Annotated in this window: 13 protein-coding genes; 11 read left to right on the forward strand and 2 right to left on the reverse strand. The window is 69.6% G+C overall.

The window, feature by feature from the left end:
* Positions 1–9: 9 nt before the first annotated feature.
* Positions 10–3,414: a DNA polymerase III subunit alpha gene (locus tag CXY82_RS06240; RefSeq protein ID WP_104170153.1), complete on the reverse strand. Its 3,405-nt coding sequence runs from the start codon at positions 3,412–3,414 to the stop codon at positions 10–12.
* A gap of 149 nt (positions 3,415–3,563) precedes the next feature.
* Here CXY82_RS06240 and CXY82_RS06245 point away from each other — a divergent pair, with 149 nt between their 5' ends.
* The gene (locus CXY82_RS06245; protein ID WP_104170154.1) at positions 3,564–4,712 is read left to right on the forward strand and encodes an AI-2E family transporter; all 1,149 of its coding nucleotides are present in this window, start codon (positions 3,564–3,566) and stop codon (positions 4,710–4,712) included.
* Positions 4,713–4,836: 124 nt separating this feature from the next.
* Here CXY82_RS06245 and CXY82_RS18535 read toward each other — a convergent pair whose 3' ends face one another.
* A complete protein-coding gene (locus CXY82_RS18535; protein ID WP_370443685.1) occupies positions 4,837–7,110 on the reverse strand; it encodes a 3-hydroxyisobutyryl-CoA hydrolase in 2,274 nt (757 codons plus the stop codon).
* Positions 7,111–7,338: 228 nt separating this feature from the next.
* Here CXY82_RS18535 and CXY82_RS06255 point away from each other — a divergent pair, with 228 nt between their 5' ends.
* The 10 genes from CXY82_RS06255 (at position 7,339) to CXY82_RS06300 (ending at position 16,686) form a co-directional block, all read left to right on the forward strand.
* Positions 7,339–7,653 carry a hypothetical protein gene (locus CXY82_RS06255; RefSeq protein WP_104170155.1) on the forward strand — a complete coding sequence of 105 codons (315 nt, stop codon included), beginning with the start codon at positions 7,339–7,341 and terminating at the stop codon, positions 7,651–7,653.
* A gap of 158 nt (positions 7,654–7,811) precedes the next feature.
* Positions 7,812–8,141 (forward strand): carboxymuconolactone decarboxylase family protein, encoded by a 330-nt coding sequence (locus tag CXY82_RS06260; protein ID WP_104170156.1) that lies wholly within the window; start codon positions 7,812–7,814, stop codon positions 8,139–8,141.
* 17 nt (positions 8,142–8,158) lie between these two features.
* Positions 8,159–8,986, forward strand: coding sequence for a CoA transferase subunit A (locus CXY82_RS06265; RefSeq protein WP_104170157.1), 828 nt, complete (start codon positions 8,159–8,161; stop codon positions 8,984–8,986).
* A 2-nt stretch (positions 8,987–8,988) separates the two neighbouring features.
* Positions 8,989–9,678: a CoA transferase subunit B gene (locus tag CXY82_RS06270; RefSeq protein ID WP_104170158.1), complete on the forward strand. Its 690-nt coding sequence runs from the start codon at positions 8,989–8,991 to the stop codon at positions 9,676–9,678.
* A 318-nt stretch (positions 9,679–9,996) separates the two neighbouring features.
* Positions 9,997–10,446 carry a hypothetical protein gene (locus CXY82_RS17900; RefSeq protein WP_233199230.1) on the forward strand — a complete coding sequence of 150 codons (450 nt, stop codon included), beginning with the start codon at positions 9,997–9,999 and terminating at the stop codon, positions 10,444–10,446.
* Positions 10,447–10,483: 37 nt separating this feature from the next.
* On the forward strand, positions 10,484–11,761 hold the full coding sequence (locus CXY82_RS06280; RefSeq protein ID WP_158252134.1) for a serine hydrolase: 1,278 nt from the start codon (positions 10,484–10,486) through the stop codon (positions 11,759–11,761).
* Positions 11,762–12,087: 326 nt separating this feature from the next.
* Complete coding sequence (locus CXY82_RS06285) at positions 12,088–12,537, forward strand: molybdenum cofactor biosynthesis protein MoaE (protein ID WP_104101383.1); 450 nt, start codon at positions 12,088–12,090, stop codon at positions 12,535–12,537.
* A 117-nt stretch (positions 12,538–12,654) separates the two neighbouring features.
* Positions 12,655–12,945, forward strand: coding sequence for a DUF2249 domain-containing protein (locus CXY82_RS06290; RefSeq protein ID WP_104101381.1), 291 nt, complete (start codon positions 12,655–12,657; stop codon positions 12,943–12,945).
* 22 nt (positions 12,946–12,967) lie between these two features.
* The gene (locus CXY82_RS06295; RefSeq protein WP_104170160.1) at positions 12,968–14,074 is read left to right on the forward strand and encodes a hypothetical protein; all 1,107 of its coding nucleotides are present in this window, start codon (positions 12,968–12,970) and stop codon (positions 14,072–14,074) included.
* On the forward strand, positions 14,071–16,686 hold the full coding sequence (locus CXY82_RS06300) for a multicopper oxidase domain-containing protein (protein ID WP_104170161.1): 2,616 nt from the start codon (positions 14,071–14,073) through the stop codon (positions 16,684–16,686). The genes CXY82_RS06295 and CXY82_RS06300 overlap by 4 nt, the downstream gene beginning before the upstream one ends.
* The last annotated feature ends 258 nt before the right edge of the window (positions 16,687–16,944 follow it).

Consider the following 16,944-nt stretch of genomic DNA (forward strand, 5'->3'; position numbering starts at 1 on the left):
AGGCGCGGGTCAGGCGGTGCGTCGGGGCCATAGATGGTGCACATTCGTGGTCGCCATGGCCGCCAGGTCCTCGGCCAGTTCGTCGGCCAGGTCGTGGGCGCGGTCGGCGTTCCGGGCGGCCGCCTCGCCCGCGTGACGCAGCTTGACCCGGCGGGCGACATCCGTGAGATCCCACAGGTTCTCGCCCGTGACGGAGACGCCCTTCGCGCCGGACCGACGGGTGCGGCCGCGCACCAGCAGCTGGCCGGTGTGGAACACCGGGCCGCCGATGCGCTCCTGGGCGTCGTGGAAGAACACGACGTTCGAGACCGGTCCGGTGCCGTCGTCGAGGCTGACGAAGACCACCCGGCGCCCGTTTCGCATCGGCGGCGTGTTCGTGGCTCGGCGCACCCCGGCCAGGAGCACCTCGGTGCCGCCGGGCAGGTTGATCAGCTCGGAGGCCGGCGTAACGCCCAGCTCCGTGAACAGCGGGTAGAACCGGGCCATCTGGTGCCCGGACACCGCCAGGCCCAGATCCCTGAGTTCGAGGTCGGTCTGGCTGCGGCCGCGCAGCTCGAGCGAGGTCACCGCGTTGAACCGGGACCCCTCGTATTCGAGCACCGGCAGAGGCACGTCGAAGGCGAGCTGGTCGTCGTGGATGGTGACCGCTATGCCGCGGAGAGACTGGATGTGGGCGAGCAGCTCGTGCCGACGGGTGCGGTCGTACCCGATGAAGCTGTCGAGCGCTCCCACCCGGGCGAGCGCCTCGAACGTGCTGCGCCGCGGGCGCACCCGGTCCCGGAAGTCCTGCAGCGAGGTGAACGGCTGGTGGCGCACGATGCGGGCGCGTTCGGCGGCCGTGCAGCCGGAGAGTTCCGGCAGGGCGAGACGGATGCCGCGCCGGCCGCCGTCGGACTGCTCGCCGTCGATCTGCTCCACCCGGTAGTCGAGGGCGCTGTGTTGCACGTCCAGGCCCAGTACCGGCACGCCGAGCAGCCGAGCCTCGGCCACGATCAGGTCTTTCGGCCACATACCGGGGGCGTGGGTGAGGAGTCCGGCCAGGAACACCGCGGGGTGGTGGGTCTTGAGCCAGGCGGACTGGTAGGTGGGCAGGGCGAACGCCGCCCCGTGCGCCTTGGCGAAACCGAAACTGCCGAACCCGGCGAGCACCGTCCAGGCGCGGTCGATCACGGCGGGGGTGAACCCGCGCTCGAGGGCACGCATCCGCACGTACTCCTCGATCCGGGGAAGCTGCTCCGGTTTGCCAAGGTGGCGGCGGAAGACATCCGCTCGGCCGAGCCCGCAGCCGGTGAGTTCGTCGAACAGGCGCATCACCTGCTCGTGGAAGATCACCACACCCTGCGTCTCTCGGAGGAACGGCTCGAACCGAGGGTGGATGTAGTCGGGCATCACCTCCCCATGCCGGGCCTGAAGGTATTTCAGGGGCATGTTGTTCTGCATCGGCCCGGGCCGGAACAGGGAGATCTCCACGGTGAGGTCGTTGAACACCTCGGGCTGCAGCTTGCCGACCAGCTCCATCTGGCCGGGAGATTCGATCTGGAAGATGCCGAGGGTGCGAGTGGAGCGGATCAGTTCGAAGGTGTCCGGGTCGTTCAGTGGGATTCGGTCGAGGTCAATGGTCTCGCCCGACAATCGGTGATGTTCCTCGACGGCGTGGGCCATGGCCGACTGCATGCGCACACCGAGGATGTCCAGCTTGATCAGGCCCATCGGGTCCATGTCGTGCTTGTCGAACTGGGACATGGGCAGCCCCATGCCGGATGCCTGCACCGGGGTGCGGTCGAGCAGGGAGGCGTCGGAGAGGATGACGCCGCAGGGGTGCACGGAGATGTGCCGGGGAAGCCGGTCGAGTTTGGCGGTCAGGTCGACCAGCAGGTCGAGCTGCGAGGAGGCGCGCACCTCGGCGGCCAACGGCTCGAGCTCGGGCTTCTCGGCCAGGGCGCGGCGGAAGTCGCGCGCGTTGAAGCGCCACATCTGCTTGGCCACCGCGGCCACCTGCTCGTGATTCATGCCGAGGGCCAGGCCGGCGTCGCGCACGGCCCCGCGGCCGCGGTAGGCGTTCGTCATGGACATCAGCGACACCCGATCGCTGCCGAAGGTGTCGAAGAGCGTGCGATAGACGTCGTGCCTTCTGGCGGACTCGACGTCGAGGTCGATGTCGGGCAGGGTCTGCCGCTCGGGGGAGAGGAACCGCTCCCAGAGCAGCCCGTTGGAGATGGGCTCGACGGAGGAGGTGTGCAGGGCGTAGTTGAGCACCGAGCCCACCCCGGACCCGCGCGCCTGGATGCGGATGCCCATCTCCCGGATGATGTCCGCCACCCGGGCGACGGTGAGGAAGTAGCCGGCGAAACCGAGGTGCTCCACCGTCTTCAGCTCGTGCACGAGACGTGCGTGCGCAGCATCCGCCAGCGACCGGCCCGCCGGCGACGTGACGGGGTAGCGGTCGTCGATGCCGGCCCGGGCCCGGGCGTGCAGCTCGGTCAGCGGGTCGCCGCTGACGCCGATGATGCGTGCCTCCGGCATGCGCGGGCGACCCAGGCCGATGTCGGAGTCCGGGTCGAGGCTGCACCGCTCGGCAAGCTGCTCGGTGTCGCGGAACAGTCGGTCGACGGCGCCGTCGTCGTGCAGCCCGGCGTCGACGACCATGCGCGCCACCTGCCTCATGGCGACTTCGGGTTTCAGCCAGGCCTGGCCGTTGGTCTGCAGCTGCTCCAGGTTCGCCAGCGCCGTCAGGGTGCGGGCCGCGTCGGCCAGGTCGGCGGTGACGGCCTCGTCGGGGGTGCCGTAGCGCACGGCGTTGGTGAGCACGGCGGGCAGCGCGGCGTGCTCGAAGAGGGCGAGCATGCGGGTGGCCGGCGTCACGCTGCCGGGAGTCCCCGGCGCCGCCAGATGGCAGACGATTTCACCCACCACCGACTGCGGCGGCAGGGCGCGCAGCCACGCGGTGAGGCAGGCCCCGGCCGCGTCGGTGTCGCGGCGCTCGACCGATTGGCCCACATCGGAGGTAGGGCCGAGCAGCACGGTGAGGCAGCGCAGTCCGGCCAGCTCGGCGAGGTGCGAGCGGGCGATGCTGGGGCGCCCCGACGCGCTGTGCGCGGCGCTGTTGTGGGCGGCGCTGACCGCGCGGCAGAGGGCCGCATAGCCACGACCGTTCATATCACCATGGGCGAGCACCACGATCCGGCCCAACGGATGCCCGTCGTCGTCGTGCACCGCGAGGTCGGCGCCCAGCCCCGGCCGGATGCCCGCGGCCGCGCAGGCGCGCACGTGCTTGACCGCGCCGTAGAGACCGTCCCGGTCGGTGAGGGCCAGGAAGGAGCCGTTCTGCGCCTGCGTCTGCTCCACCAGCGCCTGGGGGAGAGTGACCCCGAAGTGCGTGGAGTAGGCGCTCGCGACGTGGAGGTGTGCGAACATGTGTGTACTCCTCTGGCGGGCAGGTCGACGGGTGATAGATAGAACAAATGTTCGATGTAGGGAGTGTACGTCACACGGCCGACACGCGCTACCGGCAGTCTGGCTAGGCTAGGTGGCTCAGCCGTCGTTCGCCTCGTTTGGAGATCTCCATGACCACGCCCACTTCGTCCTGGACGGACTATCTCGGCCGTGCCGCCATCCGCTCCGGTCAGGCCCTGCTGGTCCTCGCGCTGCTGGTGGTGGCCATCTACGGGATCACGCAGCTCAAGCTGGTCTTCACCCCGCTCCTGATCGCCCTGATCGTGGCGTCGGCGCTGCGCCCCTTCATGCGGTTCCTGCTGGCCCGCGGGGCGAACGAATCCCTTGCCGCGGCGATCACCCTGATCTTGAGCGTCGCGGTCTTCGGTGGCGTCGTCACCCTCGTGGTGTTCGGCATCCGTGGCGAGTGGGACACCCTCTTCACCTCGGCCAGCGAGGGGCTCGACAGCATGCAGGAACTGCTCACCAGCGGCACGCTGCCGATCGATTCCGCTCAGATCGATTCGGTGCGCGAGTCGGTCATCGACTTCGCCACCAGCAGCCAGTTCGGGTCCGGGGCCCTGGTCGGGGTCTCCGTGGCCGCCGAGATCGTGGCCGGCGTGGTGCTCGGCCTCGTCGTGCTCTTCTATTTCCTGAAGGACGGCCCCCGCATTTGGAGCTTCCTCATCCAGCCGCTCGCGGGCAAGCGGCACGAGCGGGCCGTACGCGTCGGCGTGAGCAGCGTCGAGGTATTCGGCAACTACGTGCGCGGCACGGCGATCGTCGCGTTCGTCGACGCCCTGTTCATCGGGATCGGACTGTGGATCCTGCAGGTTCCGCTGGCGCTGCCGCTCGCCGTCATCGTCTTCGTCGGCGCCTTCATCCCCATCGTCGGGGCGACGGCCGCCGGCATCCTGGCCGCACTGGTGGCCCTCGTCACGAACGACCTGACCACCGCCATCATCGTGGTCGCGATCGTGGTCGCAGTCAACCAGCTCGAGGGCAACTTCCTGTCCCCGGTGGTGCTCGGCAAGTCACTGCGCCTGCACGGCCTGGTGATCCTGCTGGCACTGACGGCCGGCACGATCCTGGGCGGCATCGTCGGCGCGGTCATCTCGGTGCCGATCGCCGCCGTGGGCTGGGCCGTCATCAAGGCCTGGAACGCTCCCACGCCGCCGGTTCCGGTAACGCCGGTTCCGGTGCCGCCGGTCGCGCCGGTTGAATCGGCCCCGCCTGCCCCGCCTGCCCCGCCGCTCGGGGCGGCCGGCGCGAAACCCTAGCCGATGCGCGCCAGGTTCGGTGTTGAACCAATTCGACGGAGATTCTCGTTCACAACTGCCTTTTCGGAGTTTTCAGGGCCGATTCGGGCAGAATCTCCGTCGAATTCGTTCGGGCGAGCGGTGATCAGCTGAAGGCGGAGATGCCGGTCACGGCCCGGCCGACCAACAGCGCGTTGATCTCGTAGCTGCCCTCGTAGGAGTAGATCGCCTCGGCGTCGGCGAAGATCTTGGCCATCTCGTACCGGGTGCTGATGCCGTTGCCGCCGAGCAGACCGCGGCCCAGGGCCACCGTTTCGCGCATCCGGGTCGTGCAGGTCGCCTTCGCGAGGGCCGCCTGGTCCATCGTGAGCCGCCCGCTCTCCTGCAGTCGCGCCATCTGCACCATCAGCGACAGCGACAGGGTGGCGTTGCCGATCATGCGGGAGAGCTGCTCCTGCACCAGCTGGAAGGATGCGATGGGCATGCCGAACTGGCGCCGCTCCAATGCATAGGCGCGGGCCACGTCGAAGGCGGCGAGCTGCTGGCCGACCGCCTGCCACGACACCCAGATCCGCGAGTTCCGGAGCAGCACGTTCGTGTCCTGAAAGCTCCGGCTGCCCGGCAGCCAGTTCGTGTACGGGATCCGCACCTCCGTGAGGGTGATGTCGGCGTTCTGCACGATCCGCACCGCGATCTTGTTCTCGATCGGGGTGGCCGTGAACCCGGGCCGCTCCGTCTCGACGATGAATCCCTTGATCTGCCCGTCCGCGGTGTCCCGGGCCCAGACCAGCACGTAGTCGGCCATGGCGCCGTTGCCGATCCAGCGTTTGGTGCCGTTGAGCACCCACTCGTCGCCGCTGCGGGTGGCCGTGGTCTCCATCATGCGGGAGATGTCGGAGCCGTGTTCCGGTTCCGTCAGGGCGAAGGCCCCGATCTTATCCAAGGCCAGGAGGCCCGGCAGCAGACGTTCCCGCTGCTCGGGTGAGCCGAGCTCGTCGATGGCGGCGGCGAACAGCTCGTGGTGCACGCCGTAGAACGTGGAGATCGAGGTGTCGGCCCGGGTCAGCTCCATCTGCAGCAGCCCCGTGAGCAGATGGCTGGTCGCGGCAGCACCGGTCGCGGCGAGGTTCTGCGCGGCGAGGCGGGGCAGCAGCTCGAACGGGAACGCGGCGCGGTTCCAGTAGTCCACGGCGAGAGGGCGCACCTCGGCCTGATAGAACGATCGCGCCGCGGCCAGCCGCGCGCGCTCACCCGGGGTGAGCAGATCGGTGACGAAGATCAGGTCGGCGTCGACGTAGGGCACCTCGCCCAGCCCGAGCCCCATTCCGAGCCCCAGCTCGAGCCCCACTCCGAGCCCCAGCTCCTGCTCGCCGAGCGGCGCGAAGAACGCGGCGACGGATGCCTCCGTCACCTCGCCGAGGCCGGCCGGCGACCACCGGGGGCTGCGGTCCTTGTCGATCACCTGGGCCCGGATGCCCTCCTGCAGCTCGCTCCGCTGCAGGAAACGGAGCGTCACCCGGTACTCCTGATCGAGCGCCTCGTCGAGGCTCGGGAGCCGCCGGGCCCGGCGCAGCGAGGCCAGGGTGACCGCGAGTGCGGTCGGCGACCTCGTGAGGATGAGGGCGGCGGCGTCGCGGGCGGCTTCCACCGGGGAACGCCGCAGGGCGGCGACGATCTCGCCCACGTCATCGGACGCGTAGCACTCGTCGATCCAGTGCCGCTGGGCGAGGAGGACGGAGGGCGGGGGAGTCTCGGCCAGGGCGCGCACCGCCTCGGCCGCGTCGGTCTCGGCCAGGGTGCGGGCCAGGGCAGGGAGCCGGTCGCTCGGCACGAAGTGGTCGGCCAGGCCCAGTGCGATGGCGTCGGACCCGGAGACCAGGGCGGCGGTCAGGGCGAGGTGGGTGCCGAGCTCACCGGGGGCATGGGACAACAGCCAGCTTCCGCCGACGTCGGGTACGAAGCCGATCGCGGTCTCCGGCATCCCCAGCCGCGTGCGCTCGGTCACGATCCGGGTGTTCGCATGGCCGGAGACGCCGACCCCGCCGCCGAGAACGACGCCGTCCATCACGGCCAGGTACGGTTTGGCGAACCGGTGGATCTGCGCGTTCAGATGGTACTCGTCGGCGAAGAACCGGGCGGCCTCGGCGTCAGCGTCCGCTCGATCGTCCGCGCCGGCGTCCGCACTGCGGTAGATCGCCACGATGTCGCCCCCGGCGCAGAGGCCCCGGCCGCCGCTACCGGTCAGCAGAACGGTCTCGACCTGACCGTCGACGGCCCAGTCGGTCAGCACCGCGGACATCCGTCGGATCATCGCGTGGGTCAGGGCGTTCAGGGCCGCCGGGCGGTTCAGGATGATCTGGGCGAGCCGCCCGTCGCGGCGCAGCAGAATGTCCGGCCGGTCATCCATGAGCTCGAGCATGGACTCCACGCTACCGGCACGGACTCAGATCGTTCGGAAGCGACTCCGCAGCGACTCAGAAGCGGGCGAGCTGCTCCGCCTTGTTGGCGTCGAATTCGGCGTCGGTGACGGTCCCCGCGGCGCGCCGGCCCGGGCGATGGCCATGGCGAGTTTGATCGTGAGCACATTCGCGTTGACGTCGCGGGCGCGGCCTCGCTGGCGGCCCGGCTCGACGTGGACCCGGAACGGATGCGCAGCAACCTCGACCTCACCGACGGCCTGGTGTTCAGCGAACGGGTGACCACCCTGCTCGCGGAGGCCCTCGGCAAGGCCGCCGCGTTCGCCCTCGTGCAGCGCGCGTCGGAGGAGTGCTACCGCACCAACCGCCCGCTGCGGGTGGTGCTCTCCGCCCTGATCACCGCCGGGGGACATCCCGAGGAGCTCCGATCGCGGGCCTGGTCCGCGTTCGATGACGACCTCAGCCTCAGGCAGACGGACGCCGGAATCGACCGGGTGCTCGCCCGGTACCTCGAATCCACCGCGAGCAAGGAGACCTCACTATGACCCAGCCCATTGTCCGCGGCACGGTCACACCGGCACCGGCCTCAGCCCCGCCGCCCGGCAACCGTTCACCGTCGCTGAGGTCGCCGACGCGGTGATCACCCTGGTCGACTCGGTCGGCGGGGGAGCCTTCCACTACGCCGGGGTGTCGTTCGGCGGCGCTGTCGGACTCGAACTGGCCCTGCAGCACCCCGGAGACGGCAGATTTCCAGGACTTCATCACCCGCTATGCCTGGGGGGAGATCTGGACCAGGCCCGGCCTCGATCGGCGCACCCGCAGCTTCCTGACCCTGGCCTGCCTGGTGACCGGCGGCCACGAACATGAACCGGGCATGCACGTGCGCGCGGCCCTGACCCATGGGCTGACCCGCGCGGAGATCATCGAGGCCATCCTGCACACCGCGATCTACGCGGGGGTGCCGGCGGCGAATTCCGCTCTGGCGGTGGCACGCGATACCTTCAAGACGATCGACATCGGCACCACGAACTGAAGCTGAAGGACCACTCCATGGACAAGACGTACTCTTCCGCCGCGGCTGCCGTCGCCGACATCCCGGATGGGGCCTCCCTCGCCGTCGGCGGCTTCGGCCTGGTCGGCGTCCCGATCCTGCTGATCCGGGCGCTCCTGGCCCAGGGCACCACCGACCTCCGGGTCGCATCCAACAACTGCGGCGTCGACGGCTGGGGGCTCGGCGAACTGCTGCGGGAAGGGCGGATCAGCCGGGTGATCGCCTCCTACATCGGCGAGAACAAGGACTTCGCCCGCCGCTATCTCGGCGGTGACATCGAGGTGGAACTGACCCCGCAGGGCACCCTGGCCGAGCGGCTCCGGGCCGGCGGCAGCGGAATCCCCGCCTTCTACACCGCCAGCGGCGTCGGCACCATGGTCGCCGAGGGCGGGCTGCCCTGGCGCTACGGGCCGGATGGGTCGGTGACGGTGTCGTCGCCGCCCAAGGAGACCCGCACCTTCGCGTCGCTCCGCGGCGGGGAGAAGGAGTACGTGCTCGAGGAGGCCATCGTCACCGACTTCGCCCTCGTTCGCGCGGCGAAGGGCGACCGGCACGGCAACCTCGTGTTCGAGAAGTCGGCCCGCAATTTCAACCCGGTCGCCGGCATGGCCGGTCGCATCACCATCGCCGAGGTCGACGAGCTGGTCGAGCCGGGGGAGCTCGATCCGGATGCCATCCACCTCGCCGGTATCTACGTGCACCGCATCGTGGCGCTCTCCGGCGCCGAGGCCGCCGACCTGCCGATCGAGAAGACCACCACCCGGCCGCGGCCCGTCGCATCCGTCGTATCCGTCGCATCCGTCGCATCCGTCGCAAAGGACAGCTGATCATGCCGTTGACCCGCAATGAAATGGCCGCGCGCGCCGCGCAGGAGCTCACCCCCGACAGCTATGTCAACCTCGGGATCGGGCTGCCCACGCTGATCCCCAACTTCCTGCCGGAGGGGGTGAACGTCATCCTGCATTCCGAGAACGGGGTGCTCGGGGTGGGACCGTACCCGTGGGAGGGCGAGGAGGACCCGAAGCTGATCAACGCCGGCAAGGAGACCATCACGGTCAACCCCGGTGCCAGCTACTTCGACTCCGCACAGAGCTTCGGCATGATCCGCGGTGGAATGATCGATGTGGCCGTGCTTGGCGCGATGCAGGTCTCCGCCACCGGCGACATCGCCAACTGGGCCGTGCCCGGCAAGATGATCAAGGGTATGGGCGGTGCGATGGACCTCGTGCACGGCGCCGACACCGTGATCGTCGTGATGGAGCACACCGCGAAGAACGGCGACTTCAAGATTGTGAACGAGTGCGGCCTGCCGCTGACCGGCAAGCGCGTCGTGACCCGCATCATCACCGACCTGGCCGTGATCGACGTGACGCCGGAGGGTCTTCTGCTGCGCGAGATCGCGCCGGGACTCACCGTGGCCGAGGTGCAGGCCGCCACCGAGGTGCCGCTGCTCGTGCCGGGGACGCCGACCGTCATCCACACGCTCCTCTCCGCTCCGAACACGGTGGCCGCGTCGTGAGAGACGTCGTCATCTGCGAACCGCTACGCACCCCGATCGGCCGGTTCGGCGGCGTCTTCAGGGCGGTCGCGCCGGCCGACCTGACGCGGCCGTGATCACGGCGCTGATCGAACGCACCGGAATCAACGGGGCCGTGGTCGACGACGTGATCCTCGGCCAGGGCTATCCCACCGCGGAGGCCGCCTCCGTGGCGCGCGTCGCCGCACTGAACGCCGGCCTGCTCGTGACGGTCGGCGGCGGCGCCGGAATCCTGCTCCGGGACGCGCTCAGCCGCGGCGCGAGACCGCCGGCGGGCGCCGCCACCCGGTACCCGGCGGCATGCTCGAAACCGACGAGAACCTGCGCCGCGAGTACGGCATGGGCCGCACCGAACAGGACGACCTGGCTCTCCGGTCGCAGGCGCGGGCATCCGTCGCCGTGGCCGATGGCCGGTTCGACGACGAAATCGTGCCGGTCACGGTGCCGGGCCGCACGGGCCCCGTCGTGGTCTCCGCCGACGAGACTCCGCGAGCCGACAGCAGCCTGACGGCTCTGGCCGGTCTCCGCCCGATCCTGCTAGGGACGGACGCCGACGCCACCGTCAACGCCGGAAACGCCAGCGGCCAGAACGACGCCGCGGCCGCGTGCATCGTGACTACCCCGGCACGGGCGGCCGAGGTCGGGCTGACCCACTGGTGCGGCTGGTCACATGGGCGCGCATCGGCGGCGGCCAGGGACTCGCCGCCATCTTCGAGCGGGTGTAGGGAGCCTGTCTCGCGCACGGGTTAGGCGCCCGAGCCCCGATGGGGCAAACTGGTGGAGAGCATTGGGGGATGCCATCACCAAGCCCACCACCCGTCGTCGTGCGCTGCTCGCACTCGGCGTCGCCGCAGCCGTCGTGCTGAGCGGCTGCACCGCAGGCCGGAACAGCGTCGACCAGAACAGCACGCCGATCGCGGCGGACATCGCCGGGCAGCTGGACGCGGCCGTGGGCGAGGCGATGGCGCTATCGGGTTCCTCCGGCGCTCTGGTCGGGGTCTGGTCCGCCGCCGGCGAATGGACCGTCGCGCACGGCACGACGGAAATCGGCGGTTCCGCCCCGATGACCAGCGGGATGCACTTCCGCATCGGCACCAACACCACGGCCATGACCTGCACGGTGCTGCTCCGGTTGGTCGACGAGGGAACCGTGACGCTCGACGACCCGGTCTCCACCTACCTGCCCCGCCTCGTCGGTGTGGCGGGCGTGACGCTCGGCCAGCTCTGCCAGGGCACTTCGGGGCTTGGGTCCTACAGTCCCGTTCTGGCCGGGGAGTTCGTGCACAACCCCCTGCGCACCTGGCCGGCGATGGAACTCGTCTCCCAGGGGCTGGCCACGCCCCGAACCGGTGCTCCGGGCAGCGTGTGGGGTCCCTCGAACACCGGAATCGTGCTGCTCGGGATGGCGCTCGAGCGGGCCACGGGCCGGCAGTGGTCGGCGCTCTACGATGAGCACATCTTCCATCCGCTCGGACTGCACGACACCTCATATCCTCACGCCGGCGATGTGGACCTCCCCACACCACACTCGCACGGCTACGCTGCCGCGGTGGGCGCCGACGGTCCGGTGTGCACGGCCATCACCGACAACACCCTGCTCTCCAATTCGATGAGCGGCGTGGCGGGCGGTGTCGTTTCGACGCTGGCCGACATGAGGACCTGGGCAGGCGCTCTCGCCGCGGGTGGTCTCTTGTCCGAGTCGTCGGCGAACGCCCAGTGGGACACCGTGAACGAAGACGTGACGACGCCGTCGTGGCAGCGCTACGGCCTCGGCGCGGAGCAGGTCGGGCCCCTCCGCGGGCGCACCGGATCGATCCCCGGATTCATCTCGGCGACCCTGGCGGATCCGGACCAGACCATGACCGTGGTGGTCATGCTGAACAACTCGAGCGCGGGTGACCAGTTCGCCCTGACACTGGCCCGTCAGCTGGCCGCCATCATCGCCGAGGCGCCGGCTGGGCGCGGGAACGAACCGTCGGTTGCGCTGCCCTGGACGGTTGCGCAGACCCGAGCCGAACTGGCTGCCGAGGCGGCCTGCCCGACTGTGGCAGAGATCGTCGGTTAGCTGAGTGGGCCGTAACCCTTCGGTGGTGTCGCTCGCCGTGCCCGCCGCGCGCCGCGGAACGGGGATGACCCTCGGTCGAGGTCGCAAGAGCCCGTGGACAGGCAGGCCACGCAGCGTGTGCGGTGGATCAGCTCGAGACCCCTGGCAGCCACCACGAGAATACGACCCGCGAGAGGGGCCGAACAAGACTCCGAGGCTGCTCAGCGGGCCTCGGCCTCAGATTTTTCAGCCCTTGATGCTCCGGGAACAGTGGAGTACGTTTCTCGTTCCGCTTCCGCGCGTAATCTGAATGTGTGAATTCAGCAGGAACGACTGACCGAAGCGGCGTGAATGAGAACGACGCGAACCCTGGCGAGGGTGCCGTCAACCAGGTGGCCACGGCGCCGCTCGACCTGGCCGCGCACGTTGCGGCCGTGTCGACCGGATCCTGCGGGGCCGTCGTGACCTTCATCGGCCAGGTGCGCGACCACGACCCCGACGCCGCCGGGCAGGTGACCGGCCTCGATTACAGCGCGCATCCGGATGCCGGCCGCATCCTGTCCGAGATCGTCGCCCGGTACTCCCGCGAGTACCCGCAGGTGAACCTGTCGGTCAGCCACCGCATCGGCCACCTCGACGTGGGCGACCTGGCCCTGGTCGCGGCCGCGGCCAGCGCCCACCGCGCCGTCGCATTCGAGGCCTGCGAACGCCTGGTGGAGACCGTCAAGCTCGAGGTGCCGATCTGGAAGAAGCAGTACGAGGTCGACGGGTCCACCGCCTGGGTGGGCCTGACCTGACCGGACCCGACGTGACCTGACGTGATCCGACCTGGTCTGATTCCGGAATAATTAACCGGACGTGTATCCTGTTTATTAGCGGCCGGCTCGGTCGTTCCACCGAGGAGGATTCATCCTATGACCGCCGAACCCATCACCCTGAGCAGCGCACACACCTGCAACTGCAACCATGACGACGCCGAGACCATCGTGCTCGACGGTCGCACCATCCCGCACGCGGTTCGCCACGCGGCCATTTTCGGCGCCCTGGAGGCCATCCAGCTCGGCTTCTCGCTTGACCTGATCGCCCCGCACGACCCGCTGCCCCTGCTGGCGCAGCTCGAGCAGGCACGCCCGGGAGCGTTCACCGTGTCGTACGTGGAGCGTGGCCCGGACGCCTGGCGCATCCGCTTCACCCGCGCCGCCTAGTCTCCCGGGATTCGACACCACCGTGCACGGCAACGGGCGACTGGCGTTTCTGCTGCTCGGCGGCCTCTCTCTGCTGGCCGGGCTCGACGGTGCGCTGCTCCTGCTGGGTTTCCCGGCGCCGGTCGTGACCGCGCGCCTGGCGGATGTGCACGGACCCCTGATGGTCTTCGGGTTCGTGGGAACCGTCGTCGTGCTCGAGCGGGCCGTCGCCGTGCGCCGGAACTGGGCCTACCTGTCGCCGGGGCTGCTGGGCCTCGGCGGCCTGTCACTCGTGTCGCCGCTTCCCTTGGTGGTCGGCCAGCTTGCCCTTGTGGCCGGGTCGGCCGTGTTGCTGGCCATCTACCGGGCGATCTGGCTCCGGCAGCCGTCGACGTCCGCCGCGGTGCAGGCGCTCGGTGCCCTGCTCGGTCTCACGGCCACCGTGCTGTGGCTCGGCGGCGTGCCCGTGCCTGTCCTGGTGCCCGCGATGACGCTCTACCTGGTGCTCACGATCGCCGGTGAGCGGCTCGAACTCGCGCGCATCTCGCCCTCCGTCGACCACCGCGCCGAAATGCGGATGCTGGCCGCCGGCCTGTTCCTGACCCTCGGCACGGTCGTCGCTCTCGTCTGGCCCCGGGTGGGCTACCCCGTTCTCGGGCTCGGGCTGCTCGGTCTCGTCGCCTGGCTGTTCCGGCACGACGTGGCGACCCGGCTCATCCGCAGCACCGGCCTGCCACGGTACATGGCCGCGTGCCTGCTGGCCGGCTACGGCTGGCTGCTCGTGGTGGGCGTCAGCTGGATCATCGTCGGCTCGAGCTTCTCCGGTCCCGGCTATGACGCCGTGCTGCACGCCGTCTTCCTCGGGTTCGTGATGTCGATGATCATGGCGCACGCCCCGACCATCCTGCCGGCCGTGCTGCGCCGGCCGCTGCCGTACCGGCCGGTGCTCTACCTGCCGGTGCTGCTGCTGCACGTCTCCCTGCTGGTGCGCATCCTTCTCGGTGACGCGCGCGACCTGCCGGCACTGGTGCAGTGGGGCGGCGTGGCCAACATCGTGGCCGTGCTCCTGTTCGTGCTGCTGGCCGTGATCTCGGTGGTGCGCGGCGTGCCGCGGCGCCAGCCAAACACCAAACTGAAAGTCACACCATGAACCGTCGACTGTGGCACCTCATCACCGGGCTCCTGACTCCGGCGTGGCTCCTTCTCACTCTCATCGCCGTGCTCATCCACCGCTTCATCCCGGTCGCGCCGTGGCTCATGGTGCACCTCCTGTTCCTGGGCGCCGTGAGCACCGCGATCCTGGTCTGGAGCCAGCACTTCGCCGACACCCTGCTCCGGCATCCGGCCCCCGGCGGCCGCGTCTCGCTCGGGGCGAGGCTCGGCGCGCACACCCTCGGAGCGGTGCTCGTGATCACCGGCATCGTCGGCGGCTGGTGGCCGGTCGTGCTTGCCGGCGGCATCCTGGTCGGCACGAATGCCCTCGCCCACGCCCTGCTGCTGTTCCGGCAGTCGCGGGGAGCGCTGCCGGGACGGTTCGCACCGCTCGTGCGCTACTACATTGCGGCCGGAATCGCCCTGGCCATCGGTGTGACCCTGGGCGTGCTGATGGCCCGAACCGATATCGATGGTGAGTCCGCGGAGCGGATGTACATCGCCCATGTCGGGTTCAACCTGCTCGGCTGGGTCGGCCTGACCGTGATTAGCACGGTGGCCCTGCTCTGGCCGACTGTGCTGCACGCCCGGGTGCAGACGACGCGCGCCTCCGCCCGCGGAACCCTGCCTCTGTTCCTGGCCGGTCTCGCTGTGCTCGGGATCGGCCTGCTGATCGACCAGCGCCTGGTCGCCGCCGCGGGTGTTCTGCTCTACCTGGTCGGCCTCGGCCTGGTGCTGGTTGAGGCCGTGCGCCTGGCCAGGCAGTCCCCGGCCGTCACCTTCGCCGGTTGGAGCATCGGTGCCGCCCTCACCTGGTTCTTCGCCTGCGTGCTCGGGTTCGGCCTGATCGTGACGTTCGCACCGAGCTGGGTAGCCGCGACCGACCGGCTCGGGCAGCTCGTGCCCGTGTTCGCGGTCGGTTTCGCCGCGCAGATCCTGCTCGGAGCCCTCAGCTACCTGGTGCCGGTCGTGCTCGGCGGCGGACCCTCGGTCTCGAAGGCCACGGCCGCCCTGCTCGATCGTGGCGCCCTGTTCCGGGTCATCGTCGTCAACGTCGGCCTGGTCCTCTATCTGCTGCCGGTGCCCAGCCTGGTGAAGGTCACGGTCTCGCTGCTCGTCGTCGGCACGCTCGCCTCCTTTCTGGTCCTGATGCCGCGGGCGCTGCGGCAGAACCGCCGGCTGCGCCGGGCGACGGATGCGACGGCTCCGCCGGCCCGGCCGGCTCCACCGGTCGCCGCGGCGCAGCCCAGCCGCACCGGCGCGACCGTCACGGCCGTCGGCGTCCTGCTCCTGGCCGTGACCCTGGGGATCGCCATGGACCCGGCCGCCGCCGGAATCGCCAGCGGCGGGGCATCCGTCGACAGGGTGTCGACCGGCCACACGACCACGGTCGACGTCGTCATGAAGAACACGCGCTTCAGCCCGGACACAATCGAGGTGCCCGTCGGCGACACCCTGGTGATCAACCTGACCAACGACGACGAGATGGTGCACAACCTCGTGCTCGCCACCGGCGTGGTCTCCGGTTCCGTCGCCCCGGGCACCAGCCGGCAGGTCGACGCCGGCATCGTGGGCGCCGACGTTGAGGGCTGGTGCTCCATCGCCGGCCACAAGGTCCTGGGCATGGTGCTCACGGTCGTGGCCGTCGGAGCCGAGCCTCAGTCCGGCGACGACTCCCCAGCGATGGACCACGGCTCTGCGTCCGCCGGCGGCGCGTCCAGCGCGGCAGACGATCTCGATTTGATGCGTGAGCCCGACGCCGATTTCGTCGCCCGCGACCCGGCGCTGGGGGCGGCGGAGGCGGAGACCGTGCACACGTTGACCATGCGGGTGGAAGACGTGGAGACCGAGGTGTCTCCCGGCGTCACCCAGACCCTGTGGACGTTCAACGGCACAGCCCCCGGTCCGACCCTGCACGGCAAGGTCGGCGACGTCTTCGACATCACCTTCGTCAACGACGGGTCGATCGAGCACTCCATCGACTTCCACGCGGGTGCCCTCGCGCCCGATCGGCCCATGCGCAGCATCAATCCGGGGGAGAGCCTGACCTATCGTTTCACCGCGACCCGCTCGGGGATCTGGCTCTATCACTGCGGCACGATGCCCATGTCGGTGCATATGGCGAACGGCATGTTCGGCGCCGTGATCATTGATCCACCCGGGCTTTCAGCGGTCGATCGGGAATACGTCCTGGTGCAGTCCGAGCTCTACCTCGGTGCGCAGGGCGGGGAGGCCGACGCCGACAAGGTGGCGGCGCAGTTCCCCGACCTGGTGGTCTTCAACGGCATCGCCAACCAGTACGGTGCCCGCCCGCTGACGGCGAAGGTCGGCGAGAAGGTGCGCATCTGGGTGCTGGACGCCGGCCCCAACGTGGGCAGCTCCTTCCACGTCGTGGGCGGCCAGTTCGACACCGTTTTCACGGAGGGCGACTACCTGCTGCGTGATGGCGGCAGCACCGGCACGGGCGGCTCCCAGGTGCTCGACCTGGCCGTGGCCCAGGGTGGCTTCGTCGAGTTGACCTTCCCGGAGGCCGGCAGCTACCCCTTCGTCAGCCACATCATGTCTGATGCCGAGAAAGGCGCCCGCGGCGTCGTCCTGGTCAGTCCGTGATCTTTGTCCGAGTTTCCCCAAAAATGATTGTGTGCGGCGTGTCGCCGGTCGGGTGGAAGAAATGGGCGGCCCGTCGCCTCAGTCTGCTGTGTGAGGGTATTACACCGTTGGACAGGGTTTTTATTGTGGAATATCGTGACTGCGAGTCCGGTAAAGCGATTAGAAATGTCACTCATACTTTTAATCCTGTGGTAGCTTTCAACCACCCCGCGTGACCTATCCGGGGGAGGAACCGTGACAGCTGGCAGCACCTGCTTC

The organism is Cryobacterium sp. M23 (genome assembly GCF_002929655.1).
In the GTDB taxonomy this organism is placed as follows: Bacteria; Actinomycetota; Actinomycetes; order Actinomycetales; family Microbacteriaceae; genus Cryobacterium; species Cryobacterium sandaracinum.

Coding starts and splice junctions, on each gene's coding strand:
- CXY82_RS17900 (WP_233199230.1), top strand. CDS start 9,997: ATGCTCGAAACCGACGAGAACCTGCGCCGCGAGTACGGCATGGGCCGC.
- CXY82_RS06300 (WP_104170161.1), top strand. CDS start 14,071: ATGAACCGTCGACTGTGGCACCTCATCACCGGGCTCCTGACTCCGGCG.
- CXY82_RS06245 (WP_104170154.1), top strand. CDS start 3,564: ATGACCACGCCCACTTCGTCCTGGACGGACTATCTCGGCCGTGCCGCC.
- CXY82_RS06240 (WP_104170153.1), bottom strand. CDS start 3,414: ATGTTCGCACACCTCCACGTCGCGAGCGCCTACTCCACGCACTTCGGG.
- CXY82_RS06270 (WP_104170158.1), top strand. CDS start 8,989: ATGCCGTTGACCCGCAATGAAATGGCCGCGCGCGCCGCGCAGGAGCTC.
- CXY82_RS06265 (WP_104170157.1), top strand. CDS start 8,159: ATGGACAAGACGTACTCTTCCGCCGCGGCTGCCGTCGCCGACATCCCG.
- CXY82_RS18535 (WP_370443685.1), bottom strand. CDS start 7,110: ATGCTCGAGCTCATGGATGACCGGCCGGACATTCTGCTGCGCCGCGAC.
- CXY82_RS06290 (WP_104101381.1), top strand. CDS start 12,655: ATGACCGCCGAACCCATCACCCTGAGCAGCGCACACACCTGCAACTGC.
- CXY82_RS06255 (WP_104170155.1), top strand. CDS start 7,339: ATGCGCAGCAACCTCGACCTCACCGACGGCCTGGTGTTCAGCGAACGG.